At 57.5% G+C, this 26,431-nt stretch carries 24 protein-coding genes; 3 read left to right on the top strand and 21 right to left on the bottom strand.

Annotation, left to right across the window (positions count from 1 at the left end; genetic code table 11):
- Positions 1-57: 57 nt before the first annotated feature.
- The 4 genes from BMX75_RS00255 to BMX75_RS00270 all read right to left on the bottom strand — a co-directional run bounded on the left by BMX75_RS00255 (position 58) and on the right by BMX75_RS00270 (position 6,466).
- The gene (locus BMX75_RS00255; RefSeq protein ID WP_092824163.1) at positions 58-1,731 is read right to left on the bottom strand and encodes a flagellin N-terminal helical domain-containing protein; all 1,674 of its coding nucleotides are present in this window, start codon (positions 1,729-1,731) and stop codon (positions 58-60) included.
- 245 nt (positions 1,732-1,976) lie between these two features.
- Complete coding sequence (gene fliD / locus BMX75_RS00260) at positions 1,977-3,377, bottom strand: flagellar filament capping protein FliD (protein WP_092824166.1); 1,401 nt, start codon at positions 3,375-3,377, stop codon at positions 1,977-1,979.
- A gap of 212 nt (positions 3,378-3,589) precedes the next feature.
- Positions 3,590-4,945, bottom strand: coding sequence for a flagellar filament capping protein FliD (gene fliD, locus BMX75_RS00265; protein ID WP_092824168.1), 1,356 nt, complete (start codon positions 4,943-4,945; stop codon positions 3,590-3,592).
- A 204-nt stretch (positions 4,946-5,149) separates the two neighbouring features.
- Positions 5,150-6,466, bottom strand: a complete 1,317-nt coding sequence (locus tag BMX75_RS00270) for a UDP-glucose dehydrogenase family protein (RefSeq protein WP_092824171.1) — start codon at positions 6,464-6,466, stop codon at positions 5,150-5,152.
- 204 nt (positions 6,467-6,670) lie between these two features.
- Between BMX75_RS00270 and BMX75_RS00275 the strand changes: the two genes are divergently transcribed.
- Entirely contained in the window at positions 6,671-6,976 is a 306-nt protein-coding gene (locus BMX75_RS00275) for a hypothetical protein (RefSeq protein ID WP_092824173.1), read from the top strand.
- Between the two features lie 293 nt (positions 6,977-7,269).
- Positions 7,270-8,283 (top strand): serine hydrolase domain-containing protein, encoded by a 1,014-nt coding sequence (locus BMX75_RS00280; protein WP_245748305.1) that lies wholly within the window; start codon positions 7,270-7,272, stop codon positions 8,281-8,283.
- A 5-nt stretch (positions 8,284-8,288) separates the two neighbouring features.
- Here BMX75_RS00280 and BMX75_RS00285 read toward each other — a convergent pair whose 3' ends face one another.
- The 16 genes from BMX75_RS00285 to BMX75_RS00360 form a co-directional block, all read right to left on the bottom strand.
- Positions 8,289-8,846, bottom strand: coding sequence for a YqhA family protein (locus BMX75_RS00285; protein WP_092824180.1), 558 nt, complete (start codon positions 8,844-8,846; stop codon positions 8,289-8,291).
- A 28-nt stretch (positions 8,847-8,874) separates the two neighbouring features.
- Entirely contained in the window at positions 8,875-9,438 is a 564-nt protein-coding gene (locus BMX75_RS00290) for an exopolysaccharide biosynthesis protein (RefSeq protein WP_245748306.1), read from the bottom strand.
- 22 nt (positions 9,439-9,460) lie between these two features.
- On the bottom strand, positions 9,461-9,925 hold the full coding sequence (locus BMX75_RS00295; protein ID WP_092824186.1) for a tellurite resistance TerB family protein: 465 nt from the start codon (positions 9,923-9,925) through the stop codon (positions 9,461-9,463).
- 36 nt (positions 9,926-9,961) lie between these two features.
- The gene (locus BMX75_RS00300) at positions 9,962-10,966 is read right to left on the bottom strand and encodes a nucleoid-associated protein (RefSeq protein ID WP_092824189.1); all 1,005 of its coding nucleotides are present in this window, start codon (positions 10,964-10,966) and stop codon (positions 9,962-9,964) included.
- Positions 10,967-11,000: 34 nt separating this feature from the next.
- Positions 11,001-11,762, bottom strand: coding sequence for an ABC transporter permease (locus BMX75_RS00305; RefSeq protein WP_092824191.1), 762 nt, complete (start codon positions 11,760-11,762; stop codon positions 11,001-11,003).
- A complete protein-coding gene (locus BMX75_RS00310; protein WP_092824194.1) occupies positions 11,759-12,694 on the bottom strand; it encodes an ABC transporter ATP-binding protein in 936 nt (311 codons plus the stop codon). The genes BMX75_RS00305 and BMX75_RS00310 overlap by 4 nt, the downstream gene beginning before the upstream one ends.
- Before the next feature lie 89 nt (positions 12,695-12,783).
- The gene (locus BMX75_RS00315) at positions 12,784-13,881 is read right to left on the bottom strand and encodes a serine hydrolase (RefSeq protein ID WP_245748307.1); all 1,098 of its coding nucleotides are present in this window, start codon (positions 13,879-13,881) and stop codon (positions 12,784-12,786) included.
- Between the two features lie 27 nt (positions 13,882-13,908).
- Positions 13,909-15,024 (bottom strand): acyltransferase family protein, encoded by a 1,116-nt coding sequence (locus BMX75_RS00320; protein WP_092824199.1) that lies wholly within the window; start codon positions 15,022-15,024, stop codon positions 13,909-13,911.
- A 212-nt stretch (positions 15,025-15,236) separates the two neighbouring features.
- Positions 15,237-15,518, bottom strand: coding sequence for a hypothetical protein (locus BMX75_RS00325; RefSeq protein WP_092824202.1), 282 nt, complete (start codon positions 15,516-15,518; stop codon positions 15,237-15,239).
- 350 nt (positions 15,519-15,868) lie between these two features.
- On the bottom strand, positions 15,869-16,216 hold the full coding sequence (locus BMX75_RS00330; RefSeq protein ID WP_092824205.1) for a hypothetical protein: 348 nt from the start codon (positions 16,214-16,216) through the stop codon (positions 15,869-15,871).
- Between the two features lie 264 nt (positions 16,217-16,480).
- Positions 16,481-17,251, bottom strand: coding sequence for an SDR family NAD(P)-dependent oxidoreductase (locus BMX75_RS00335; RefSeq protein ID WP_092824209.1), 771 nt, complete (start codon positions 17,249-17,251; stop codon positions 16,481-16,483).
- Between the two features lie 50 nt (positions 17,252-17,301).
- The gene (locus tag BMX75_RS00340) at positions 17,302-18,465 is read right to left on the bottom strand and encodes a Gfo/Idh/MocA family protein (protein ID WP_092824212.1); all 1,164 of its coding nucleotides are present in this window, start codon (positions 18,463-18,465) and stop codon (positions 17,302-17,304) included.
- Between the two features lie 21 nt (positions 18,466-18,486).
- A complete protein-coding gene (locus tag BMX75_RS00345) occupies positions 18,487-19,542 on the bottom strand; it encodes a sugar phosphate isomerase/epimerase family protein (protein ID WP_092824215.1) in 1,056 nt (351 codons plus the stop codon).
- 114 nt (positions 19,543-19,656) lie between these two features.
- Positions 19,657-20,622 carry an ABC transporter substrate-binding protein gene (locus BMX75_RS00350; protein WP_092824218.1) on the bottom strand — a complete coding sequence of 322 codons (966 nt, stop codon included), beginning with the start codon at positions 20,620-20,622 and terminating at the stop codon, positions 19,657-19,659.
- Positions 20,623-20,698: 76 nt separating this feature from the next.
- Entirely contained in the window at positions 20,699-21,736 is a 1,038-nt protein-coding gene (locus BMX75_RS00355; protein ID WP_245748308.1) for an ABC transporter permease, read from the bottom strand.
- Positions 21,729-23,240 (bottom strand): sugar ABC transporter ATP-binding protein, encoded by a 1,512-nt coding sequence (locus BMX75_RS00360; protein ID WP_092824224.1) that lies wholly within the window; start codon positions 23,238-23,240, stop codon positions 21,729-21,731. Before BMX75_RS00360 ends, BMX75_RS00355 begins: the two co-directional genes overlap by 8 nt.
- Positions 23,241-23,440: 200 nt before the next feature.
- On the opposite strand from BMX75_RS00360, the gene BMX75_RS00365 reads away from it, so the two are divergent.
- Positions 23,441-24,667 carry an ROK family transcriptional regulator gene (locus tag BMX75_RS00365; RefSeq protein ID WP_092824228.1) on the top strand — a complete coding sequence of 409 codons (1,227 nt, stop codon included), beginning with the start codon at positions 23,441-23,443 and terminating at the stop codon, positions 24,665-24,667.
- A 12-nt stretch (positions 24,668-24,679) separates the two neighbouring features.
- Here the strand turns inward: BMX75_RS00365 and BMX75_RS00370 are convergent, their stop codons facing one another.
- Positions 24,680-26,425: an IlvD/Edd family dehydratase gene (locus BMX75_RS00370; RefSeq protein ID WP_092824231.1), complete on the bottom strand. Its 1,746-nt coding sequence runs from the start codon at positions 26,423-26,425 to the stop codon at positions 24,680-24,682.
- Positions 26,426-26,431: the final 6 nt, after the last annotated feature.

Genomic DNA, 26,431 nt, shown 5'->3' on the forward strand with positions numbered 1-26,431 from the left:
AAAACGGGGCCTTGCGGCCCCGTTATATGTCTTTCAATCAGCCTATTGGCTAACCAATTAACCCAGCAGAGACAGAACGTTCTGCGGGATCTGGTTGGCCTGGGCCAATACCGAAGTACCCGCCTGCTGCAGAATTTGCGCGCGAGTCATGTTGGCCACTTCAACCGCGTAGTCGGCATCTTCGATGCGCGAACGTGCAGCAGAGAGGTTTGTTTCAGTAGTACTTAGGTTCTCAATAGAAGATTCCATACGGTTCTGAATAGCACCGAGATCAGAGCGCAGGGCGTCTACATCAGACAGTGCACTGTCCAAGTCGCTTAATGAAGAACGTTCCTTCTCAGTGACGGCCTCCATGGACAACTCGCCATCAGCATCTTTGTATACTTGGGCGCCAGTATTATCAGTTACTTTGCCATTTTCTTGTGCAAAGTAAGTAGTGGTCGTTACATCGTCAGCCGTTAACTCACCGTCAGCACTTAAGTACTGAACGTCACCACCAGCATTATCTGTAACTTCACCAGCAGCATCTACGTCATACTGAGTGGAATCAAGCGTTACGCTGTAAGCGTTACCGTCTGCAAGATTCTGCAAACCTTCAGCACTAATGGTAGCGCCGGTCACATCAATATTTGTACCGTCACCGGTAAAGGCTGTATCACCAACGGTAATGCTATCACCAGCAGTGGTAGCAACAGCCGCTGCAACGTTAGTTGCCGTTGCTTCAGTTCCAGCAGTTGCATTATTTTTGGTAAGGACACCGCCCTCTAAATATAATTGAGCACCGTCATCTGCAGCAGTCATATTGCCGTTACTGTCGATGATAACGTCTTGGCTACTACCGCCAATATCAACCGTAGCTGCTGTAGTTTCACCTGCCCCAGGAGTGATGGAGGCTGTCACATCTGCCGCTGCAGCATCATCAACATCGAATGAAAAGTTACCGCTCTCGGCATCAAAAGTATAGTCGCCAGCAGCAGCAGCACCTAAACCAGTATCTGTACCCGCGTAAGTCACTGTATCGCCATCAGCTAATGCGGAAAAAAGCGCATCCGATGTAGCAGTTGCATTGTCAGTGTCTTTAGAATACGTAACAGATCCGTTGGCATTGGTTGCACCAGCGGTAAAGCCATTAAGCGTAAGGTCATCAGCAGTAGCTTCTGCATTAGCTACTTCACCCGCACCTGTCACGTTAAAGCCTTCCAGGCCTAATGTTTCACGGTTGATTTGCTTAAGATTTACATCGATAGCTTGGCCATCTTGAGCGCCAACTTGAATGCTAATGGTGCGGCTGGTGGGATCAGAGGCACCTTCATTCGCGCCCAGCACCTTGGTGCCGTTGAAGTCGGTTTCACGCGAGATACGATCGATCTCTTCTAAGCGCTGGTTAATTTCATTTTGAATAGAATTCAAGTCATCCGAAGAGTTAGTACCGTTTTCAGCCTGCACTGCCAGCTCACGAATACGCTGCAAGTTGTCATTTACTTGGTTTAGGCCACCTTCAGCCGTTTGCGCAACGGAGATACCGTCATTGGCGTTACGCTGTGCTTGGGCTAGACCTGTAATCTGACTGCTCATGCGGTTGGCGATGGCCTGACCGGCCGCATCATCCTTGGCGCTGTTGATGCGCAGGCCAGAGCTCAAACGCTCCATAGAAGTTTGCAGATCATTCTGAGATTTGTTCAGGTTCTGCTGGCCGATCATCGATGTGATGTTGGTATTGATCACTGACATGGTGTGATTCTCCTTGCTTGGACACTGGCCTGGAAGGCCCGCTTTTCGGCCACTGTGTGTGCCGTTATATTAATTAACGGCGCCGCGGGGAGAACCTTTAGGGTTAATGCTAAAAAAATACCAAAATACGCCAGAAAAATGTTAACAAACGTAAACACGGTACTTACTGCCATTTTGAGATGCAAACAGGGCCTTTCGGTCCTGTTGATAAAACTCACTCGGTTGCTGGCTAGCTAGCGAACGGGTTACTTGCGGCCCAACTGATAATCCAGCGCATCAAACTGCTGGGTCAAGTATTCGCTGGTACTGTTCATCTGGGCGATCATGGCATCCAGTTGGCCGAACTGAGCGCGATAACGACTAATAGTCCGCTCGATAGTGCTTTCCATACGCTCATAGCGGTCTTTCAAGCTGTCGATGCGATTTTCCGCGCCGCTGATGGCATTGCCCAGGGTACCGTTTTTGCTCATTAGCTGCTCAAGCGTGGTGCTTAGGCTGCTGGCCAACCCTTGAGAGGCATCATTGCCTTCCACGCCTGTAAAGAAGTCACTGAGAGCATCCGGGCTGTTTTTGGCTAAATCGCTGACAGCGTCGTCATCCATTTCCAGCGTGCCGTCGCGCTGCAGGGTAATACCCAGTTGACTCAACGAGGCTAGCTCACCACCCGCCACGCCACTGGTCAGCACGCTGCGCAGGCGGTTTTCAATGGTGCGCACGGTGCTGTCGCCGACCAGCTCGCCTGCCGTATCCGTACCGGCATCATAGTTGGTTGCGGTGCCTATGGTGCTTTTGACGTCATTGAAGGCTTTAACGAATGCGCCGATGGCCTCGCGCACTTTGAGCGTGTTTCGCTCCACGTTGACGGTACTGCTGGCAGTTTCGCCCGCCCCCAGGTTTAGCTCGCCCAGGTTCAGCGTCACGCCTTGAATGGCATCGTCAATACTGTTGCTGGCGCTGGTAATCGCAATGCCGTTAACCGTCAGAGCGGCATCCTGACCGCTTTGTGCGGTGTCGCTCGTGAAGGGGGGCGTGGTAACGTCTGTGCCATCCGCATTCACAAAACTAAAGCCGGTTACCGAGGCATCCAAGCCCGTCTCGCTGGAGCTAAGCGCCAGGCGGTAGCCTTCCCCATCAAAAATCACGCTGGCGCTGACACCTGCATCTTTGCGAGCATTAATGGCATCACGAATATCTTCCAGGCTGCTGTCCGCGGCTACGTCAATATTGACACTAGCTGTTTCTGGACCTGCAAAATCGAGCCGCAGTTGGGTGGCGCCACCCATATCAAGAGGAGTATCGCTATCGGTTACCCGCTGGGAAGCTAACGTGCCACTGGTAGCCAGCGCAGTGACTTCGACGCGGTAGCTGCCGGGCAGGGCATCCGCGCTGGTAGTCGCGGAAATTTCATCGCCACGCACATTGGCGGAAAGACTTTGGTAGAGCTTGGGATCATTCAGCGCATCAACCGCATCCTGGAATTTATCCATGGATGACTGGATTTTGCCGTAGGCGGAAATCTTGGCTTCCTGCTGTTCCTGCTGACGGGTGATCGGTGCGAGTTTGCCGCGTTCAGCATCGTTCAATTGATCCAACAAGCCGTTGAGGTCAAGGCCTGAGCCAATACCTAGAGAGGTAATCGTTGCCATACTGGGAGTCCTCAGTAAAAGGCTAAACCTATCCACTGCACTGCGGGGCCACTCACGCCACGTCAACGCAAAATTTAATAATAATATTATCGGTCAAAGTGAAAACAACTTTAGCGCTTTTTTATTGCTTTAGATATTGATGGCGGCATCGATATGCAAAAAAGCCTGCGCTAGGCAGGCTTTTAAATGTAACCGACTGAATTAACGGAGTGCTAGCGGCCCAACTGAGCATCCAGTGAATCAAACTGCTCGGTTAGGTAGCTACTGGTCTGATTCATCTCGGCGATCATGCCGTCCAACTGGCCAAATTGGGTACGGTAGCGGTCGATGGTTTGACCGATGGACTGCTCCATGCTGGTGTAGCGGTCGCCCAGTGATTCAATCCGGTTTTCACTGCCGCTGATCGCGCCTGATACCGTACCGCTCGAGCTCAACATTTGCTCCACGGCGGTATTCACTTGACCTGCCAGGCCAGGGTTATCGCCACTGCCCGCGAAGAATTCAGATAGAGCTTGCTGGTCGTTGGCGACGACGTCATTTAGCTTGTCGTTATCCAACGAGAGCGTACCGTCAACCTCAAGCGAAATACCTACCTGGCTGAGCATCGAGAAGCCGTCGCCCTCTTGGGCGATACCGCCACTGAGCACGCTACGCATGCGAGACTCGACAGTGCGAACTGTGCTGTCGCCATTGAGCGGCCCGGCCTCGCCGGTCTCCTGGTTAAAGCTGGTCAGCTCGCCTGTTGACTCTTTCAGTGCGTTGAACGAATCCACAAACGACGTGATTGCTTCACGCACGGCGCGGGTGTCCTGCTCTACCGCAACGGTGCTATCCCCCTCGCTTTGCAGGTTCAGCGTAACGCCTTGAATCGCGCCCTCGACCTGATTGGTGGGGCTGGTAATGGCGATACCGTTGACGTTTAAAGCTGCGTCGGTGCCATCCTGCAATGTATTCGCTGTATCAGCGGCGAACGGAGCGGCATCGCTAAATGTGAAATCGCTGATGGACGCATCCGCGCCGGTTTCACGTGAGCTGAGCGCCAAGCGGTCTTGGGTACCATCGTTGATGATAGTGGCGTTAACACCCGCGGTTTCATCCGCGTTAATGGCATCACGGATATCTTCCAGCGAACTGTCAGCGGCGATGGCAACCGTCGTCGTTTCACTGCCGTCGCCAAAGGCGAACGTCATATCCTGGTCAACCGTGGTTAGTGCCGCTTCCGCGTCGTCCACTCCCTCAGAGGCCAGTGTACCGCGTGTGGCCAAGGTATCCACGGTGATGTTGTAGCTACCGGGCATGGCGGTTTCATCGGCGGCGGCGCTGACGGCTTCGCCGCTCACGTTGGTCGATAGGCTCTCGAAGAGAGAACCGTCTGCCAGGGCACTGGCCGAGTCTTGAAAGGTCGAAAGCGCACTCTCAAGCTGGCCATAGGCTGAGATCTTGGTTTGCTCGGTTTCTACCTGTTGCTCAATCGGGACGAGCTTTTCGCGTTCAGCGTCTTGAAGCTGATCGAGCAAGCCGTTCAGGTCTAACCCTGACCCTATACCGAGAGAAGAAATAGCACCCATAAGCTAACCGCCTTTTTTGAAACGAGTGGAGCAACCGCCTTCATCAGCGCCCATTTATAAACCTGATCGGGCTGACGTGTTGCCAACGTCAAATATATTCATGTCGTTACTGATTACCTAGTGACTCGGCTTATAAAGTACAACCTTGAACATTCTAGCCAATTTTTCTGTACCAAAATGTAACCATAGGTATGTAAATGCACGCTATCGCCCTACGCCAAGGTACCTAAGCCCCGCCGCCTCGGCAGCGCTGGGCGTAAATAGGTTGCGTCCATCCACCACCAGCTTGTCGTTTAACTGGCTGGCCAGCCATTCAAGGTCGACGCTGCGGAACGCCTTCCATTCGGTGCAGATCACCAGGGCATCTGCGCCTTTCACTGCCTGGATGCGGTCGCCGGCGAGCAGCAGGTCGTCGCGTTCGCCATAAATCCGGCGACATTCAGCCATGGCCTCAGGATCGAAGGCCTGCACCTTGGCGCCCGCTTGCCACAGCGCTTCCATCAGCGTGCGGCTGGGCGCTTCACGCATGTCGTCAGTATTGGGTTTGAAGGCGAGCCCCCACACGGCGATGGTTTTACCTGCCACATTACCCAGTGATGTTTGCAGCTTGGTGAACAGTGTCTGTTTTTGCTGCAGGTTGACTGTTTCTACCGCGCTTAGCAGCGCCGGGGTATAGCCGAGCTGACGGGCGGTTCGCTCCAGAGCTTGCACATCCTTGGGGAAGCACGATCCGCCGTAGCCACAGCCGGGGTAGATAAAGTGATAGCCGATGCGCGGGTCGCTACCGATTCCCCGGCGCACGTCTTCGATATCCACATCGAGGCGTTCGGCAAGATTGGCCATTTCGTTCATGAAGCTGATCTTGGTGGCCAGCATGGCGTTGGCGGCGTATTTGGTCAGCTCCGCTGCGCGCACGCTCATGAACATCAGTTTTTCGTGGTTACGGTTATAGGGCGCGTAGCATTCGTGCATGCGCTCTTTTACCCGCTCACTTTCAGTGCCGACAATAATCCGCGCGCCGCGAGTGAAGTCCTCGATCGCCGCGCCTTCTTTCATGAATTCAGGGTTGGAGCATACATCAAAGGGCAGATCGGCTCCGCGGGCGGCGAGGGTTTGGCTGATTGCCGCCTGCACCTTTTCAGCGGTCCCCACCGGCACGGTGGATTTGTCGATCACCAGCTTGTAATCGTCCATGTGCTGACCAATGGTGCGCGCGACATCCAGCACGTAGCGGAGATCGGCGCTACCGTCTTCATCCGGCGGGGTGCCTACGGCGATGAATATGAGCTCGCCATCGCGCACGGCTCGTTCGGCGCTGGTGGTGAAGATGAGTCGCCCGGCGTCGACATTATGCGCCACGATATTGCTGAGGCCCGGCTCGAAGATGGGCACTTCACCGGCATTCAACTGGGCGATCCGCTCGGCGTTGACGTCCATGCAGGTGACTTGATGGCCGACATCCGCCAGACAGGCGCCTGCGACTAATCCTACGTAACCGGTTCCAAAAACACTGATATGCATGCCGTGTTAACTCACTCATCAATACGGGTGACGGAATTTATGGCGAGCTTATCACGTCGCCTGGACTTTGATGACGGGGCGCGGCAGGAAAAACATGAACTAGACGTTGGTCTAATATCGACTTTCGTTTATAATGCACTGCAATACACGTCCCCACTCACTTTCCCACCATGCAGTTGCCGCCATGCGGCTTAGGAGAAGGGAATGCAAAGCGACATGTCCACTGAGCGTCATATTCAGCGCAGCTTACGTCAGTGTTTGGCCGTCGTGGCCGAGCTGCTTTACGACAACGGGCATGTGCTGGAAACCATCACCCTGGCCCAGCGCGGCCTTAGCAACAAAGAATTGCAGTTGCTCAGCCAGAACGCGCCTGGCTGGACCACCTGCCAGAAGGTGTTGGAAACCAGCCAGGCAGCGACCCGCAACGAACAAGGACGGCTTGTACTAACCCCCATGGGGCGCGAATTGATGTTTGATATGTTCGGGGAAGGCGCAGCGGACTGCGCCTGAACGAGCCCTGAAACTAAAAGCGATTGATTAGCGGATACCGAGAAAAGACAGGATAAACAGCACGACCACCACCAGTCCGATGATGTAGATAATATTTCTCATAAATGCACTCCTTGCGAATTGCGTGGTTAAAAAGCAATCTGTTGCTGGCCTGTTCAGACTAGCAGGCCTTCCCGGGTTTTGCGTATTCAGGCGGTTGGCTACCCCTTATTTAGCTGGTAGGACGGGAACCCTTGTATAACAGCGGGTTCAAACAGAAACCTGATTGCCGAGGTTTCGCCATGCGCTTGTTGATGTCCGCCGTTTTTTTCGCTGCCACGTTTTTACCCTCCGCCCTTAATGCCCAACCAACGTCTCCCCAACCGCCCAGCGCCGATGCGCTCAGCAGCCTGAGCGAAAACGCCCGTGGTTATTCACGCTTGCACAGCATTGTGGTAGCCCACCAGGGCGAGATCATTCACGAGCACCACCAGGGCGGCCCTGGCGTTGATGCGCCCGCGAACATCAAGTCACTCTCGAAAACCGTGCTGGCGGCGCTGACGGGGGCTGCTATCGAGGAAGGTATTGTCGAATCCACCGATCAGTCGCTGGTGTCGCTGCTCGACCATCGCGTGCCTGATGCGGCGGCCCCGGAAGTTGCTGATATCACCGTGAGCCATTTGTTGTCGTTGCAGGCGGGGCTTGAGCGCACGTCTGGTCAGAATTACGCCGCCTGGGTAGCCAGCCCCAACTGGGTGGCAGATGCACTGACACGACCGTTCGTCGACCGGCCCGGCGGGCGCATGCTGTATTCCACTGGCTCCAGTCATCTGTTGTCTGCCGCGCTGACGTACTCAAGCGGCGAGTCAACCTACGCATTGGCCCAACGGTTGCTGGCGGAGCCGCTGAATATTGTCGTTCCCCCCTGGCTGCGGGACCCCCAGGGGATCTACTTCGGCGGTAACGATATGCAGCTCTCGCCCCGGGCGCTGGTAGCAATCGGTGAGCTGTATCGCAACGGCGGTGCCGTCGTTGATGGCAACGGCAACGAACAGCGTGTACTGCCGGAAGGCTGGGTCGAGCGCTCGTGGACGCCGCGGGGCACCTCGCGCTGGACGGGCGACGGTTACGGCTATGGCTGGTTTATCACCCAGTTGGGCGGCGAAGACGTCTATTACGGCCGCGGCTTCGGCGGTCAGGCGCTGTTTGTGGTCCCCGAGCGGGCGTTAACCATCGTCATGACCGCTGATCCAACGCCACCCTCGCCAGGCGGGCAGTTTCAGGAACGCCTGAATGCCATGGTGGCGGATCTATTAACGCACGGGTAAGCCGACTATTCCTTTTTATGGCCCAGGCTCATCAGGTAGAGCGCAGCGGCCAGGGCGAGTACTGAAAGCGCCAGGTAGATCGCCTCCAGCGGGGTGGCGAAGCGGATATCCACCACCGCACGGAAGAATTCGATAATCACCGCCAGCACAACGACCCGGGCGATTTTATCCTTTAGCTGGTCAAGCGAGGCGACGTTAAAGGGGTGCTGGGGAGAGTGCTCTTCGGCCTGATCAATACGCGAGACAAAAAGCCGGTAAATGCCCAACCCGAATATCATCAGCACGATGGCAATGAGGTAGATATCCACGGCGATAATGATATCGGGCACCAGGCCCTCATGAATATCGACGCTGCTGTCCACAAAATAATAGTGCAGCGTGCGCATCACGACCTTGAAGATATCGACTGTGCCCACCGCAAACAGCATGACCGCACCGATCAGGCTGGGTACCACGGCCAGCATGACCAGAAACCGTGAATTCCATAGTGCGGTTTCGATTCGTCGCTCCCAGCGGCCTTGCTGTTCAGGCGGCTTGGGGGGCGTCGGTGGCGTATCGGTCATGGTCGATTCCTTGTTGTTAGCGCAGAAATTAAAGCAGGCCTACGAGAATAAGTGTGCAGGTGAGACCAAACAGCGTAAATCCCAGCACCAATGCAGCCCCATCCCGCGCGACTAACCCGAGGCCCAGCAAGGACAGCGCCAGCCCGGCGCCGTTGGCAGAAAAGGGGATGAATTCCATAGGCGGCATGGCCAGGGCAATCATCAGGCACACAACGGCGGTCACGCGGATGCCAATATAGCCGGTTAACCACGGCAGGCGAACCCGCAGCAGCCCATCGATCCAGCGGGCAGGCTTCTTCAGGTGGTAAATGCCTTTATCGAACTTATTCCGTGAAATAGAGCGTTTGAGCATCCAGCCGGGCAACCAGAAGGTTTCCCGCCCGACCAGGAGCTGTACGGAGACCATCAGCACCAGCAGCGCCATCAAGGTGGGCATACCGGGAATATCGCCAATGATCGGTGCCAGCGTGATCAGCCCCGTCACCAATAACAGGGGACCAAAGGAGCGCCGCCCAACGGCATGCACCACATCGTCAACGCTGACTCGCTGAGCGTCCTGCTCCATGCGCTCCAACGACGCAATTAGATCCATTAAAGTCGAGCCCTTGCGGGGATCATCCATTCTGGTTAATACGCTCTTCGGTTAATAGCTTGGTGCGAATAAAATCGCTGTGGCTGACGTGGAGCAGATCCGCCAGGCGACGAATACGGTGTTCTTCCAGGGCATCCACACTGCCGTCGGCCCAGGCCAGCTGCCACATCAGGGCCACCAGCTCGCAGCGCTGGTCATAGCCGTAGTGATCCTTGATCAGGCTGACAAACTGGTAGTGGTCGACCGCGTCTTCCACTTCGTCCCGCGCCATTGCCATCAGCTCGTCAACATCGGCTTCACTGAGTTGGTAGCGCTGAAGCAGCATTTCCCGCAGTGCTGTTAGCTCGGCGTCGCTTGTATCGTAGTCGGCCCGGGCGATTTCAAACAGCAACGCGGCCGAGGCCAGTTCGAGCGTGAGGGTCTGGTTATCGCGCTGCTCGGGTTGCGCAAGCGTGCGCTGAAAAAACGCTTGGATAGTGTCCAGCATGGGGTTCTCCTCCGCCCGCAAGACGCTGCGGGCGCCTTACGACTGCTTGGTCAGTTGCTCTTTTAACTGTTTGGGCACCTGCTTGATGATCAGCCGGTCCTGGGTGGCATCGTATTCAATGCTTGAGCCGAGCAGGTGCGAGTCAAAACTGATCGAGACGCCGCCCGCACGCCCGGTAAAGCGCCGGAATTGATTGATCGTGCGCTTGTCCGGGGGAATTTCCGGCGACAGGCCGTAATCGGCATTGCGAATATGCTCGTAGAAGGCCTTGGGCTGTTTTTCATCGACCAGCGCTGAGAGTTCGTCGAGCGTCATGGGTTCCCCACGGCTCATCTGATCGTTGGCGTAATCCACCAGGGTGTCGGTTTTTTCCCGGCTGGCCTCATCGTCTAAATCCTCCTTCTCGACGTAGTCGCTGAAGGCTTTGAGCAGTGTGCGGGTCTCTGCAGGCGCGTCTATGCCTTCCTCCATCCCCAGCAACGCCGCCATCCCCTCGCCCAGCTTCTTGCCGCCGCGGTCTTTCAAGAAGGACACATACTGGGCATCCGGCGAATCGCTCTGCCATTGGCTGAGGTTGATCCTGGCGGCCAGCGTCAGTTGACGGGTGTTCAACTGGGCGGCGGGCACCGCCTGGTGCGAATCATCGATGCCAATGCCCTCACGCTGGTGGGCAAGCCCCATGAAAAGCGTCTCGGTGTCGCCCTGGCGCTGGTGACTGATCACTAAGTAACCACTTACTGACAGCTGCTCTTGAAGCTTACTGACGAGCCGCTCAGCAAGCGCAGTGGCAAGCTCGGTAAAGGGCTGCTCACCGGCAAGGTAGTCTTTCAGCCACACCGATAACGGCCCGGCGTGCTCGCCCTCTTCAGCAAACCGCCCCCAGCCTTTGGGCTTGGTGTTGTAGGTGTCGTTGAGCGCGCTGACCAGGCTTTCCATGACCGGCTCGGCGCTGTCGGCCTCAACCGGGGCGGCGGTCAGCGTCAGGCGCTCGCCGTCAAGCGTCGGGTCCAGGCGGTGAACGATACTGTGCAGAAGTGGCATAAGACGTGTGATGCTCCCTTGCTAGGGTTTAAGGCTAGGGTTTAAGACGGTAGCCGGTGCGGAAAATCCAGCCGATGGTGGCCAAGCAGGCCGCCAGGAACAGGCAGATCATTATCACGCTGGCCGCCAGGCTGACATCGCTGATGCCGTAAAAGCTCCAGCGAAAGCCACTGACCAGATACACCACCGGGTTGAGCAGCGTGACGCCCTGCCAGAACGGCGGCAACATGTCGATGGAATAGAAACTGCCGCCCAGGAAGGTCAGCGGGGTAATCACCAGCAGCGGCACCAGCTGCAGCCGGTCAAAGCCTTCGGCCCAGATGCCGATGATAAAGCCCAGCAGGCTGAAGGTAACCGCGGTCAGCACCAGAAAGGTCAGCATCCAGAAGGGATGCGCGACTTGCAGGGGTACAAAAAACCCGGAGGTGGCAAGAATGATCAGCCCCAACAGAATCGATTTGGACGCCGCCGCCCCCACGTAGCCCATGACAATCTCCAGGTACGAGATGGGTGCCGAGAGCAGCTCGTAAATGCTGCCGGAAAACTTGGGAAAGAAGATCCCGAACGAGGCATTCGATACGCTCTGGGTCAGCAGCATCAGCATGATCAGGCCCGGCACGATAAAGGCGCCGTAGCTGATGCCATCAATCTCGCTGATGCGCGAGCCAATCGCCGCCCCAAAGACGACGAAGTAGAGCGATGTCGAAATCACCGGCGAGACAATACTTTGCAGCAGGGTGCGCCGGGTACGCGCCATTTCGGCCATGTAGATGGCGCGAACAGGATAGAGATTCATGCGCGCTCCTTAACCAGATCAACGAAAATATCTTCCAGCGAGCTTTGCCGGGTGTGCAGGTCCTTGAAGGTGATGCCTTCGCGTTCAAGGTCGGTGAGCAGCGCGGGAATACCGTGGCCATCCTCTTCCTGGTGGCCGTCGTAGGTATACACCAGCTCATGGCCTTCGGCCGACAGGCTGAGTTCGGGGCGATCAAGGGCGGATGGCAGGATTTCCAGCGGCTCGTTGAGGTAAAGCGTCAGCTGCTTGCTGCCCAGCTTGCTCATCAGGGCGTGCTTGTCCTCGACCAGCACGATTTCGCCATTGTTGATCACGCCGATGCGGTCGGCCATTTCCTCGGCTTCTTCGATGTAATGGGTGGTCAGAATGATGGTCACGCCGTTATCGCGCAGCTCGCGCACCACCTGCCACATTTCGCGGCGCAACTCGACGTCGACACCGGCTGTCGGCTCGTCGAGGAACAGGATGCGCGGCTCATGGGACAGCGCCTTGGCGATCAGCACGCGGCGTTTCATGCCGCCGGACAGCGTGATCAGACGGTTGTTGCGCTTGTCCCACAACGCCAGCGATTTGAGCACGCTTTCTATATGCGCCGGGTTAGGCGCCTTGCCGAACAGGCCACGGCTGAAGCTGACCGTGTTCCAGACGGTTTCAAACGCCTCGTTGGTGAGCTCCTGGGGGACCAGGCCAATGCGCTCCCGGGCCTGGCGGTAGTCGGCAACGTTGTCGAAGCCGTCCACCAGTACCTGGCCTTCGCTGGGGTTGACCAGACCGCACACCACACTGATCAGCGTGGTTTTGCCCGCCCCATTGGGCCCCAGCAGGGCAAAGATTTCACCGCGCTGAATCTGTAAATCGACACGGCTGAGCGCTTGAAAGCCGCCCCGGTAGGTTTTATTCAGACCTCGGATTTCGATAATGGCATCGTTCAAGGCAGGCTCCTGACAAAGCGGCCGATGTGGGCCGCTGATGGCGAATGGCGCGGGCGCTAGTTTAGCACGGGCAGTAAACGAACGGCTGGCTACCAGGGTGTTCCCAATGCGCCGCTGTGTCGCAGGGCTAATCCGACGCCTGCCAGCGCACGCTCGTGTTCACTGACCGCGTCTGGCCCCTGGGTGCAGGCAACCACGGCCCAGGCGGCATGGGGCATATCGTCACGCTCTACCACCCCGGCATCGCAGCTGCGCCGGTCCTGGGTCCCTGTCTTGTGGGCAAAGCTCACCGCCTCACCCAACCCTTGTTTTAACCGTTCTTCCCCGGAGCTGGTATTGGCCATCAGGGCAAGCACCTCATCGCGAGGCGTGCCCTCGAGGTCGGGCATGGCGCCAAGGTAGAGTGTTGCCAGTATGTCGCCAAAGGCGCGCAAGGTGCCGACGTTTTCGCCGCTGGCGTGGTAGGCGTCAAAGGCATGATGGTAGTCAGGCTGTTTGAGGGCCTGAGGCTCTACGCCAAGTCGCTGCGCCAGGGCGCGAGGGCGCTGACTCACGGGTGACTGACGGAGGCTTATAAAATCCATGCCACCCAGCTTACGCGCCCCGGGATGGAGTTCACCGTAGACGCCCTGGCGCACCTCCACCAGCTTGGAGATCGGCCCAAGCGCCGCGGGGTCGCCACCGTTGGCCGCCACCATGGCCTGGGCACGCTGGTTGACATTATCCAGACCAACGCGGTCTATCAGCATATCCGTGGCGGTGTTATCGCTCACGGTAATCATCTGCTCCAGCAAGTAGCCCACCGAGATGGGCGTGCCAGGGTCGTGCCAGTTGGTGGGCCCTGCGCCATCGACAAAATCACTTTGTTCAAGCGTCAACCGCTCGCTGGTCGATATCCGCTCACCCAAGACTTCCGCCGCGACCGGCACCTTGATCAGCGACGCGAGGTACCAGGGCTGATCAGCCTGCCAGCTGTAGGCCTCACCGCTGTAAAGGTCTTGCACATAGAGGCCGATATCACCGGCGAAGCGTTCCTCTATCGCGCTCATTCGCGCGTCGAGGTCGCTTTGCCAGGCGCTGCGTTTGTCCACCTCATGGTACCAATGCGCGTCGTACGCTTCCGTTTGTACGGGCAGTGCAAACAGCAGCGCTACCGCCACCAGTCCTTGCTGTATCCAGTGTTGCAAACCATTAACTCCCGGTTTTCTTCGCATTTAACGATGCCGGGCCATCCAGCGGGTCGACCAAATCCACGCCGCCGCGCCAAGAATCAACAGCCCGCCGACACCAAGCGCCTGTGGATAGCTGTAGTCGCCCTTGCCTTCCAGCAGGAAGCGCAGCACCAGAAAAATCATCACGATATGGAAAATAAATGCCTTGAGCGCATCTGAGCCGACCAGGGTAAGCGGCTTAAGCGCCCTGGCCGCCTTGTCACCGCCCGCCAGGGCCAGCGCGAATATCACCAGTGCACCGCCCAGGCTAAACAGCATAAAGGCTACGCCAGGGGGATGTTTACCCTCGTTATTGGCGACCGCCAACATGGCAGCGTAAACGTCACCACCGGCCAGCGCCAGGCCATAAAACCCGGCGATCATGAGCGCCCCCAGACCCAGCGAGATGAGCGTGAGGCGACGTTTCAGCAATGGATCGCCCGAACAGCGCAGTAGCGCTTCGCCCAATAGCAGTCCTAGCAGAATCAGCGGCGCCCGACTGATCTGGCCCCAGGCATAGTGATCGTCATGGTCCACCAGCAGTGCCTTGAGGATCTCATTGCCACCGAACGAAACCCCTTGCAGCCAGGCGGCCAGGGAAGTGAGTAGCGCGATGACGGCCAGGCGACCCCACAGCGGTGCGCGTGCCCACAGCGGCAGGATCAACGGCACCCAGAGCAGGGCGATGGCATAGAAACCGAGAATTTCCACCCAGATACCAAAGCGTCCGTAAAGCAGCGCATCAACGATCTCGCTTGGCGTGTTGAACGGCAGCATTTCAATGATCAACAGCGCCTTGTACCAGAACCAGACCTCCACCGCGCGCAGCCAAAGCTTGAGGCGGCGTTTGGGCCAGTCCTCGCGGTTAACATGGGAAAGAAACGCCACGGCCAGGGCAACGCCAAACACCAGGATGAACAGCGATGAGGAAAACTTGGTGAGGAAGTGAATCGGCACCATGCCCCAGTCGGGCACGTTGCGGATGCCTACCAACCCGCTGACGGAATGGCTGACAATCATCAACCCGATCGCAATACCGCGGGCTAAGTCAATCGCCTCAATGCGGCTTTCCGCTTTGGGCAGATGGGGCGTTTCGTTCCAGGCAATCGCCATCGGCATGTCCCTATTTCCTGTGCTGATCCTGTTCAGTCAATAAGTTAATACCGCATTTAGAATCGATTATGAACCCAGTGCTTGCTTGCAGGTTCAACGCTCTCGATGGCAGTGCACTCAGGGCAACGACTCACCGCACACGCGAAATGCCCCACCAGGGGCGGGGCACTTGAAACTAAACATTGAATTTGAGGCGTTAGACAACTGGCGTAAAGGGATTACCAGTCGGCATCTTCTTCAGCATCGTCTTCTTCCGTTGTTTCCCAATCTTCCTGCTCTTCTTCCTCTTCCTCATAAGTGGTAGTGCCTTGACCTTCCGTTTCAGAATCGAAGGAGTTCATTGAGCCTTTGTCTTCCTCCTGGATCGCTTCTTCCTGCTCCTGCGTTCCGATGTTTGGTTCGTCCTCTTCATGCATGTCTGCAAAAGCTAACGGGCTGGCCATCAGACCGAAAGAAACGCCGAGGATGCCTAGCTTCTTGAGAGATTCCGTTTTCATCATGATACTGCCTCCTATTTGGCTTCACTTTCTGATAAGAACGTCAAGCCTTCCTGCCTGTCCGTTCTTACTCAGGTATCTGCAGCCAACATGCCAGAACCTCAAGTTAAAAAAATAACACATAAAAATCAAAAAGATGTAAAATAATCCATCATGCCAATAGCGGCCGATTCCACGTCTGAAACGGCTTGATGGCTGTTTAACGCTGGCACATGCGCCCGACGGTCTCGGCCGTCATGACCGACAAAAGGATTAAAGCTTAGTGCATGAAGCAAAATGCCCCGCATAAGCGGGGCATTTGAGTCTTGGATGAGCAATTAAACGTCATCAAGACATTACATCCATTGTCTAGATTAATCTTCGTCTAGATCAGACTGCTCTTGAGTACCCACATTTGGATCATCAAGATCGTGTCCATCATCAACTTCTGGCGAACTCATTGAGTCGCTTTCCTCATCAAGGTCAGACTGTTGCGTAGTACCGACTTTGGGTTCGTCATTATCAAGAATATCAGTCGCATTCTGGTCTTCAGCTACAGCAGCGTCCATGGAATCTTGGCTGCCATCTAGATCAGCCTGTTCCTGAGTTCCCGTGTTTGGCTCATCTTCTTCATGCATATCTGCAAAAGCAAGAGGGCTAGACATCAACGCGAATGATACACCAAGAATACCTAACTTTTTGAAGCATTCCTTCTTCATCATGAGACCATCTCCTATCTGGCTTTAACTTTTCGTCAAGGGCATGCTGCACCCCTTAACTCTACAAAACTTATACCAGTACCTGTAAAAATATCAGTCAAGTAACGTTTATCCATGTACGATGTTTCTTTAAAACTGTACAAGTCGAAATAGTTCTACCGAGGATGTATAGCAAACCACAAGGTAGTCGCTCAAAAGAGACTATCCATGCCTTTCTTAACGGAGATGGCGCATACGCCAGACCTTTTGACGCCATCGACGACCTCTTTAAGCCCATCCGGCATCTACTGTCAGCTCCTGACCAGTGATGGCGTCGCTTTCAGCGCTGGCTAAAAACAGCGCGGTGGGCGCAATATGCTGGGGTTCAAGCCGTAGTTTGAGGCACTGGCGGGCTTGAAGAGCGGCTTCGTCATCGGGGCCAATCCATTTCTCTAGCTGCCTTTCAGTCATCACCGCGCCTGGCACCAGCGTATTGACGCGGATATTATGCTCCCCCAGATCCCGAGCCAGGCTGCGTGTCAAGCCGTGAACCGCTGCTTTGGCAGTAACGTAAAGAGGCAGACCACCGAGCGCCATCTGCACACTCACCGAGCCGAAGTTAATGATCGAACCGCCACCGATTTGCATCATCTGCTCCGCAGCCGCCTGGGCGGCAAAGAACATTGGTCGCAGGTTTAGCGACATGCGCTCATCCCAGTAGGCAACATCGACTTCCTGCCAGGAATGGCGATCGTCGTTGGCTGCATTGTTTACCAGTGTATGGATCGGCCCTACCTTTTGGCCGGTCTCGTTGATCACCTGCTTGAGGCTTGCCACATCGCGGATATCGCAGTGGTGGTAGCGCGGTGCCGCGCCAGTCTCAAGGCGGAGTTCATCAACCAGCGCCTCGCTGGCGGCGTCGTCGATGTCGACAAACACCACCTGCGCACCCTGATGATGAAACGCGCGGGTAAGCGAAGCCCCGATACCGCTGCCGCCCCCGGTAATAAAGACCACCCGCTGCTCCAGGCTCGCATAACGCGCTGATTGTTGGTTCATATCGATTCCTACGCCGCTTTATTGTTTTTCAAGAGCCCCATCTGCCTCGACTAAACATCCACCCACTGCCCGCCAGCAGCGGACGAGGCCAGCGCGCGGGTGATAAACCTCAGGCCGTCAACGCCGTCGGCCACACCCGGCGTGGGCGCGGCCAGCGCATCAAGGTTTCCACCATTTTGGCGGGCACGAATTTGCACGGCGAAATCGCTGTAGAGCTGGGCAAAGGCTTCGAGATAGCCTTCCGGATGCCCCGGTGGGATGCGTGCCGCCGCCTGGGCAGCTTCACACAAGCCTGGGCCGTTGCGGGTCAATATCCGCGGAGGCTCTCCCAACGGCGAATGCACGAGCTGATTGGGATTTTCCTGGCGCCACTCCAGGCCACCCTGACTGCCGTAAACGCGCAGCTGCAGGCCATTTTCATTCCCCGCCGCAACTTGGCTCGACCACAACATGCCCCGTGCGCCGCCCTTGAAACGCAACAGCATATGCACGTTGTCATCCAGCGCTCGGCCGTCCACAAAAGTGTGCATATCGGCGGCGAGTGACTGAAGCGCCAGCCCGGTCACATAGCGCGCCAGGTGGTAGGCGTGGGTGCCGATATCGCCCAAGCAGCCCGCCGGGCCGCTGCGCTTGGGGTCGGTGCGCCACTCGGCCTGCTTCACACCACTCTCTTCCAGTCGGGTGGAAAGCCAGTCCTGCGGGTACTCCACCTGGACGACGCGAAGGTCACCCAGCTCGCCGTTAGCCACCATTTCTCGCGCCTGGCGCACAAGCGAGTAGCCGGAGTAGTTATGGGTCAAGCCGAAAAACAGCCCGGAGCGTTCCACCAACTCGGCGAGGGTTTGCGCCTCTTCCAGGGTGATCGTCATCGGCTTGTCGCAGATCACGTGAAACCCCGCTTCAAGAAAGGTGCGCGCCACGTCGAAGTGCATGTGGTTGGGGGTCACGATGGCGACCACGTCGATGGCATCCGACCGCTTGCGCTCCGCCTCAGCCATGGTTTGGTAGTCGGGGTAAGCGCGATCTTCGGCGACGTGTAATTCCGCCGCGGCGGCCCGGCTGCGCTCAGGGTCAGAAGCAAAGGCCCCGGCCACCAGCTCGTAATGGTCATCCAGCCGGGCGGCAATGCGGTGCACCCCGCCGATAAAGGCCCCCTGGCCACCGCCGACCATGCCCAGGCGCAGCCGACGTGTCGTGTCGTGTTGATCGCTCATGTCGTATTGCCTCCCTTTTAGTTAATTGAGACCCAAAATGCGGCGATTGGCAGCCTCGTCGGAGCCACCGTCAGCAAAGTCATCGAATGCTCGCTCGGTGACCTCGATAATGTGGTCGCGAATAAAGGTCGCGCCTTCCCGGGCGCCGACTTCCGGGTGCTTCAGGCAGCACTCCCACTCCAGCACCGCCCAGCCGTGGTAGTCGTTGGCCGCCATCCACGAGAAGATCGACTTGAAATCGATTTGGCCATCACCCAGGGAGCGGAAGCGGCCCGCGCGCTCAGTCCACGACTGATAGCCGGAATAAACGCCCTGTTTGGGGCTGGGGTTAAACTCGGCGTCCTTAACGTGAAACATCTGAATATGGTCGCGATACACATCCAGAAAGCCGCGGTAGTCGAGCTGCTGCAGGATCAGGTGGCTGGGGTCGTAGAGGATATGGCAGCGGGGGTGGTGGCCGACCCGCTCAAGAAACATCTCGAAGGTGATACCATCGTGGAGATCCTCGCCAGGGTGAATTTCGTAGCAGAGATTGACCCCGGCTTCGTCAAAGGCGTCCAGAATGGGACGCCAGCGTTTGGCCAATTCGTCAAACGCGGTTTCGACGAGCCCCGCCGGGCGCTGAGGCCAGGGGTAGATAAACGGCCATGCCAGAGACCCGGAAAAGGTGCCATGGTCGGTGAGCCCGAGGTTTTGCGAGGCCTTGGCAGCCAGCTTGAGCTGATCCACCGCCCATTCCTGCCGTGCCTTGGGGTTACCGCGTACCTCGGGCACCGCAAAGCCATCGAACATCTCATCGTAAACCGGGTGCACGGCCACCAGCTGGCCCTGCAAGTGGGTAGAGAGCTCGGTGAGCACCAGGCCGTGTTCAGCCAGGGTGCCCTTGATCTCGTCGCAATAGGTGCGGCTCTCGGCGGCGCGTTTCAAATCGATCATGCGTGCATCCCAACTGGGAATCTGCACGCCCTTATAACCTAATCCCGCCGCCCAGGCGGCAATGCTATCGAGGCTGTTAAATGGGGCTTCGTCACCGGCGAACTGGGCGAGAAAGAGCGCTGGCCCTTTGATTGTTTTCATAGGACTCTCTCACTATCGTTTCGATTAAGTGCGTGGGTAGGCGCGGGCTGGAGTGGTGCTTTTTATCCGCGCCTATCTATCAGTACGCGTTATCAGTACGCGATCAGACCGTGTTTAGAACGGAGAGTCAGGGAAGTAGTACTGCTCGGCGTTCTCCTGGGTGATCAGCGGGGAGCCAAGAATATATTCGCCCACCACCGGGCCATTGGAGACAAAGTGCTGCACGGTCAGATCCATTGCCGTGGCGATCATACCGGGCGGATAAAGCACATCGACGGGCACTAATTCATCGCCGTCCATGACACGCTTGATAATGTCCTTCATGCCCGCGCCGCCAACAATAAACAGCTCGTCTTCACGATCCGCCTGGCGCACCGCTTCGATGACGCCGAGGGCGATATCGTCATCCTGGGCCCAGACGGCGTCGATATTGTCGAAACGCGACAGGTAGTCCTGCATGACCTCGAAGCCATCGTCGCGGTTCCAGTTAGCGTGCTGCATATCGAGAATATTGACCTCGGAGCCTTCGATGGCCTCTTGGAAACCCTGAACCCGCTCATCGTCAATCACTGTGGGAATACCGCGCAGCACCACAATGTCGCCTTCGCCATCCAGGCGTTCACGGATATACTCGCCAGAAACGCGGCCTAACTCATGGTTGTTGCCCGCCACGTAGAGATCTTCGATACCCTCTTCGGTCAAGCCACGATCCACCACCGTCACGAAAACCCCCGACTCTTTAACACGCCGCACCGGATCAGTCAGCGGGCCAGATTCAAACGGCAGCACCACCAGCGCGTCGATATTGCGCAGCGATACCAGGTCTTCCAGATCATTGGCCTGCTCGCCTGCCGTGCCCGCGGTGGAGATGGTGATCTCAATATCGGGATAGAGTGCCTCAAGGCGTTTTTTGGCCTCTTCAGCATGGTAATTGACCCCGCCCGTCCAGCCGTGGGTGGCGGCGGGAATGGATACACCGATGGTGACTTCCTGGGCAACGGCGGCGCCGGAAAACCCTATTGTTGTAGTGAGTGCTGCTGTAGCGACGCAGGCCGCCACGGCTGTTTTGATGGTTCGCATAGTGATGCTCCTTTCGTGTTTGTACTTGTTAGGCTGCGAGCTGCTATGGGTTTATGTTGCGCTGGCTTTGAGCGCCTTACGGTGCTGCCTTCCTCCACGAGGCACGCTGCAGATAGACCGCCACAATGATGATGATCCCCTGCACCGTACCGTTGAGATAGTTGGAAATGGCGTCGGTCAAGTTGAGAATATTGCCGATCATGGTGAGCATGATGGCGCCTACCACCGTGCCCCAGATGCGCCCGTGGCCGCCCTTGAGCATGGTGCCACCGATGATCACAGCGGCAATTGCCTCTAACTCCCAGAGCACCCCGGTAGCCCCTGATGCAGAGCCCAGCCGAGGCACATAAATAATCGTCGCCAAGGCCACGCACACGCCTTGCAGCATGTAGGTCATGGTTTTGATGCGATCCACGTGGATGGCGCTGTATTCGGCAACTTTTTCATTGGAGCCGATGGCAAAGCAGTAGCGCCCGAAGCGGGTGTAGTTGAGCAGGATGTAACCAATAATCGCGACCGCCAGAAATACCCAGACCGGAATGGTGATGCCCAGAAAGCTGCCGTAATAGACCGGGCGGTAGATATCGCGCACTGCCCAATCCAGGGTCAGGGTGCCGCCATCGGCGAGGTAAGTGACCAGCGAGCGGTAAATCCCCATGGTGCCAAGGGTGACGATAAAGGCTTCGATTTTGCCTTTGGTGGTCACCATGCCGTTGATAAAACCAGCGCACAGCCCGAGTAGCAGTGAGGCACCCACGCCCAGCAGCACGGTGGTGACACCGGCACCGAACTGCTCGACCAGACTGTTCATCAGAATGATCATTACCCCGGCAATAAAGGCGGCCATCGCCCCGACCGAGAGATCCAGTCCGCCCGCGGTAATCACAAAGGTGGCGCCGATGGCGATAATGCCGATAAAGGCGCTGCGGGTGAGCATGTTCGAGAGATTATCCAGTCCCAGAAAAGCAGGATTAATCAGCACCCCCAGCAGCGCCAGGGCGAGCAGCGCGACGAAAGGCCCCCAGGTTTTAAGGTCTATTTTAAGGGCTATGGAGAAGCCCTTTTTCTGAGTGGTTGGGTTAGCTGCTTTATTCGTTGATTTGTTATTAGCCATAACGCTGCTCATCGACCCCTACTCCCTTAATACCGGATGCGTACTGCATGATTTCGTGCTCATTAATCTGCTCGCCTTCAAGCACCCCGGTGAGCACGCCTGCGCACATCACCGCCACTCGGTGGGAAAGCCCGATCAACTCGCCCATCTCTGAGGAGATCAGGATGACCGAGCAGCCCGCTTCAGTGAGCTCGCGAATGAAGTGATAGATCTGGTGCTTGGTGCCCACATCGATGCCCCGGGTCGGTTCGTTGATAATCACGATTTCAGGGTCGATGGACATCACCTTGGCGAGCAGCAACTTCTGCTGATTGCCACCAGAAAGCTCGGCGGCGGTGCGCGTCGCCGTGCGCAAGCGAATATCGAAACGCTGGATGGCTTGCTGGAAGGCTTGCTCTTCAAGGCGGCGGTCAATCAGCGGGTGACAGTGAGCACGTAGATTGAGCAGCGTAACGTTGGAGCGCAGATCCATATTGAGCACCAGGCCTTTGCCTTTGCGGTCCTCCGTCAGATAGGCAATCCGCTGGTGCACCGCATCGCGCAAATTTTTCAACACGACCGGCTGGCCGTTGCGCAACACTTGGCCAGCACTTTTACCGCGCAGGCCCAGCACCGCTTCGAGCAGCGCGGTGCGACCGGCGCCCACCACACCCCCGAAACCAAGCACCTCGCCACGCCGCAGCGTAAAGCTGGCCTGTTTAACCGCGCCGGGCACCACCATATCCCGCGCTTCCAGCACCACCGGCGCATCAGTCGGAATATCCGTACGCGGCGGATACATCTCCGTTATTTCCCGACCCACCATCAGCCGTGCCAGCTCTTCCTTGCGGCGCCCGGCCATCGGCCCACTATCCACCAGGTGACCATCTCGCAGCACCGTCACATGGTCGGCGATCTGCTCGATTTCACGCAGCTTGTGGGAGATATACAGAACCGCCACGCCCCGCTGGCGCAAGCGGCCGATGAGGGCGAATAGCACCGACACTTCGTTTTCGGTCAGGGTGGCGGTGGGCTCATCCATGATCAGCACGCGTACATCGCGGGTGATGGCCTTGGCGATTTCCACCATTTGCTGATCAGAGGTGCTTAAGTCTTTCACTCGCGCGCGTGGATCAACGTCAGTTTCAAGTTCGGCCAGCACCTCTTTACTGCGCTCTCGCATGGTGCGGCGATCCAGCAGCAACCCACGCCGCAATTCGCGCCCCAAAAAGATGTTCTCCTCAACGCTGAGCTGTTCCGCCAGCGCCAGTTCCTGGTGGATCATTACTATTCCGTCGGCCTCAGCCTCGCCGCTTGAGCGGTAATGCTGGTGTTGGCCATCGACTGACACCTCGCCCGAGGTAGGACGAAGATAACCGGCCAGGATTTTGACCAGCGTCGACTTACCGGCACCGTTCTCGCCCAGCAGGGCGTGCACTTCCCCCGCCTGTAGGTCGAGGTCAATGTCGAATAACACCTGGTTTTCGCCGAAAGAGCGACAGATTTGCCGCGCCGATAAGAGCATGAGCCACCTGTTTATTGCTGTTGTTGTTATGCGTGCAGGTATCGCCAATATTGATTTTTATAGCGTGCTGCCCTATTTACTTTAGGTACTAAAATAAATAACTGCATATGCAACTTAGGTCGCATTTTGGCCATCAGGCGAACACGCCAGGATGAGAACGTGAACCGACCTTCCCGTCCTGCTTAACAATGGCGATATTTATGGCCCTACCGTCCACTGATACAAGCCGCCACGATAATACCCTGGCGGTGATTCGAACCTTGCGCGACCGAGGGCCAGCCGCGCGTGTCGACCTGGGCACACTGAACGGGATTAGCTCCGCTACCGTGACCTCGATCAGTGCCGAGCTGCTCCAGCAAGGCTTGATTACGGAAAGACCGCCCGAAGCACCCCGCCCCAACGGCCGTGGACGGCCAAAGACCCTGATAGAACTCGCCCCCAATGCCGCCTGCGTGGTGTGCGTCAAGTTATCGATCAATGAAATCCAGTTGGTAGTGGGTGACTTTGCGGGTCAGGTCCGCCACAGCGAGCACCATACGGTGTCAACCTTGACGCTTAACGCCGACGATCTGGAAGCACTGCTGGAAGACAAGATCAGCGCTCTTTGCACTCGACAGTTGACGGGGTTTCAGCGCTTGGCGGGGATCTGTTTGGCAGTACAGGGGGTGGTGTCGTCGCAAAGCGGTACGATCATCTGGTCACCCGCTTTAAGCTTTCGTAACGCCCCGATATCGGCGCGATTGGCGAAGCGTTTTCACTGCAGCGTGCTGCTCGAGAATGATGCCAACTGTATCGCCAGCTTGCTGGCGGCCCAGCCCGCCTATGCCGACTGCCCCAACCTGGTGGTGATTATGCTGGGCTACGGTATCGGCATGTCGGTGTTGATTAGCGGCGTGCCCTTTCTGGGTGCCAATGGCTCCGCGGCCGAATTTGGGCATAGCAAATACCAGCCCGACGGCGCACTGTGCGCCTGCGGGCGACGCGGCTGTATCGAAGCCTACGCCAGCGACTACGCGCTCTACCGCGCCGCCGCTGACCCTTTAGAATTACCCGTCGGCGACAGCGCGCACCCTTCCGAGCAGCAGATGCAGGCACTGACCCAACTGGCATTACACGGTAACCCGGTCGCCAAGCGCATCTATGCAGAAGCAGGCCGTGCGCTGGGGGTCGGTATCGCCAATGTGCTGGCGCTGTTCAACCCCGACCTGGTACTGATTACCGGTTCCGGCGTGCGCGGCTTTGACGCCATGCAAACCGCCATGCATGGCGCCATTGATAACGCCCTGGTGGCCGAACTGAGGGGCACCACACGCATCGAAAGCTGCGCCTGGGATCGCGACATGACCTGCATGGGCGGCATCGCCATAGCGCTGAACGCTACCGATAGCCAGACGCTGCTTGACAGCCAAACCGCCCGTGAAGCCTAAGCGGTTTGGCAATCAGTGCGAATGACGCGGCACATCAGAGCCTCGGCAGCCGACCAGAAAGTCGAAATCACAGCCTTCGTCCGCTTGCAGCACACGCTCGATGTACAGCTGGCGGTAGCCTCCCTGGCTGGCAATCAGTGTCGAGGCGGCGGTGGGGTCGCTCTCGGCCAGGCGTGAGGCCAGCGCTTCGTCGCTGATATCCAGGTGCAGTCGGCCGCTTGCGCAGTCGAGCTCGATCCAGTCGCCGTTGCGTACCGCGGCCAGCGGGCCGCCCGCGGCGGCTTCCGGGGCCACGTGCAACACCACGGTGCCGTAGGCGGTGCCGCTCATGCGCGCATCGGAGATACGCACCATGTCGGTAATCCCCTGGGCGAGGATCTTGGGCGGCAGGCCCATATTGCCCACCTCGGCCATGCCGTGATAACCGCGGGGACCGCAGTGCTTCATGACTAGAATGTCGTTGGCTTCCACGTCCAGGTCCGGGTCGTTGATGCGCGCCTTGTAGTCGTCAAAGTCCTCGAAGACCACCGCGCGGCCGCGGTGCTGCATGAGTTCGGCTTTCGCCGCCGAGGGTTTGAGCACCGCGCCGTTGGGAGCCAGGTTGCCGCGCACCACGCAGATACCGCCATCCGCGGTGAGCGGGTTGTCCAGCGGGCGGATCACCTCGTCGTTGTAGTGCGGCGCGTCTTTGACGTTCTCCCAAAGGGTCTTGCCGTTAACGGTGAGCGCGTCCTTGAAGGGTAGCCGGTCGGCCTCGCCCAGGCGTCTAAGCACCGCAGGCAGGCCACCGGCGTAGTAGAACTCTTCCATCAGAAAACGCCCGGAGGGCTGCAGATCGACCACCGTGGGCGTGCCGCGCCCGACCCGGCTCCAGTCGTCCAGGGTGAGATCCACACCGATGCGCCCGGCAATCGCCTTGAGGTGAATCACCGCGTTGGTGGAGCCGCCGATGGCCGCATTGGTGCGGATGGCGTTATCGAAGGCTTCCTTGGTGAGGATTTTGGAGAGCTTGAGGTCTTCATTGACCATCTCGACAATCCGGTTGCCGGAGAGGTGCGCGAGTACATAGCGGCGGGAATCGACTGCCGGAATCGCCGCGTTATGCGGCAACGAGGTACCCAATGACTCCGCCATGCAGGCCATGGTGGAGGCAGTCCCCATGGTGTTGCAGGTCCCCGCCGAGCGGGACATGCCCGCCTCCGCGGCCATGAAGTCGTGCATCGATATCTCACCCGCCTTGACCTGCTCGGAGAGCTGCCAGACTACGGTGCCGGAGCCGATATCCTTCCCCTTGTGCTTGCCGTTGAGCATCGGCCCGCCGGTGACCACAATGGTGGGGATATCGCAGCTTGCCGCCCCCATCAAAAGCGCCGGGGTGGTCTTGTCGCAACCCACCAGCAGCACGACGGCATCGATGGGGTTGCCGCGAATGGCTTCTTCCACGTCCATGCTGGCCAGGTTGCGGGTGAACATGGCCGTAGGGCGCAGGTTGGACTCACCGTTGGAGAACACCGGAAACTCCACCGGGTAGCCGCCCGCTTCCAGAACCCCCTGCTTGACGTGGTCCGCCAGCTTGCGGAAATGCGCGTTGCAGGGCGTCAGCTCCGACCAGGTATTGCAGATCCCGATAACCGGTTTGCCCTGGAACTCATGGTCAGGAATGCCCTGGTTTTTCATCCAACTGCGGTACATGAAGCCGTTCTTGTCGGCGGTGCCGAACCACTGGGCAGAGCGTAGGGGCGGCTTGCGATCAGACATGGGAGA

Origin of the sequence: Vreelandella subterranea, from assembly GCF_900111305.1 — a bacterium.
In the GTDB taxonomy this organism is placed as follows: domain Bacteria; phylum Pseudomonadota; class Gammaproteobacteria; order Pseudomonadales; family Halomonadaceae; genus Vreelandella; species Vreelandella subterranea.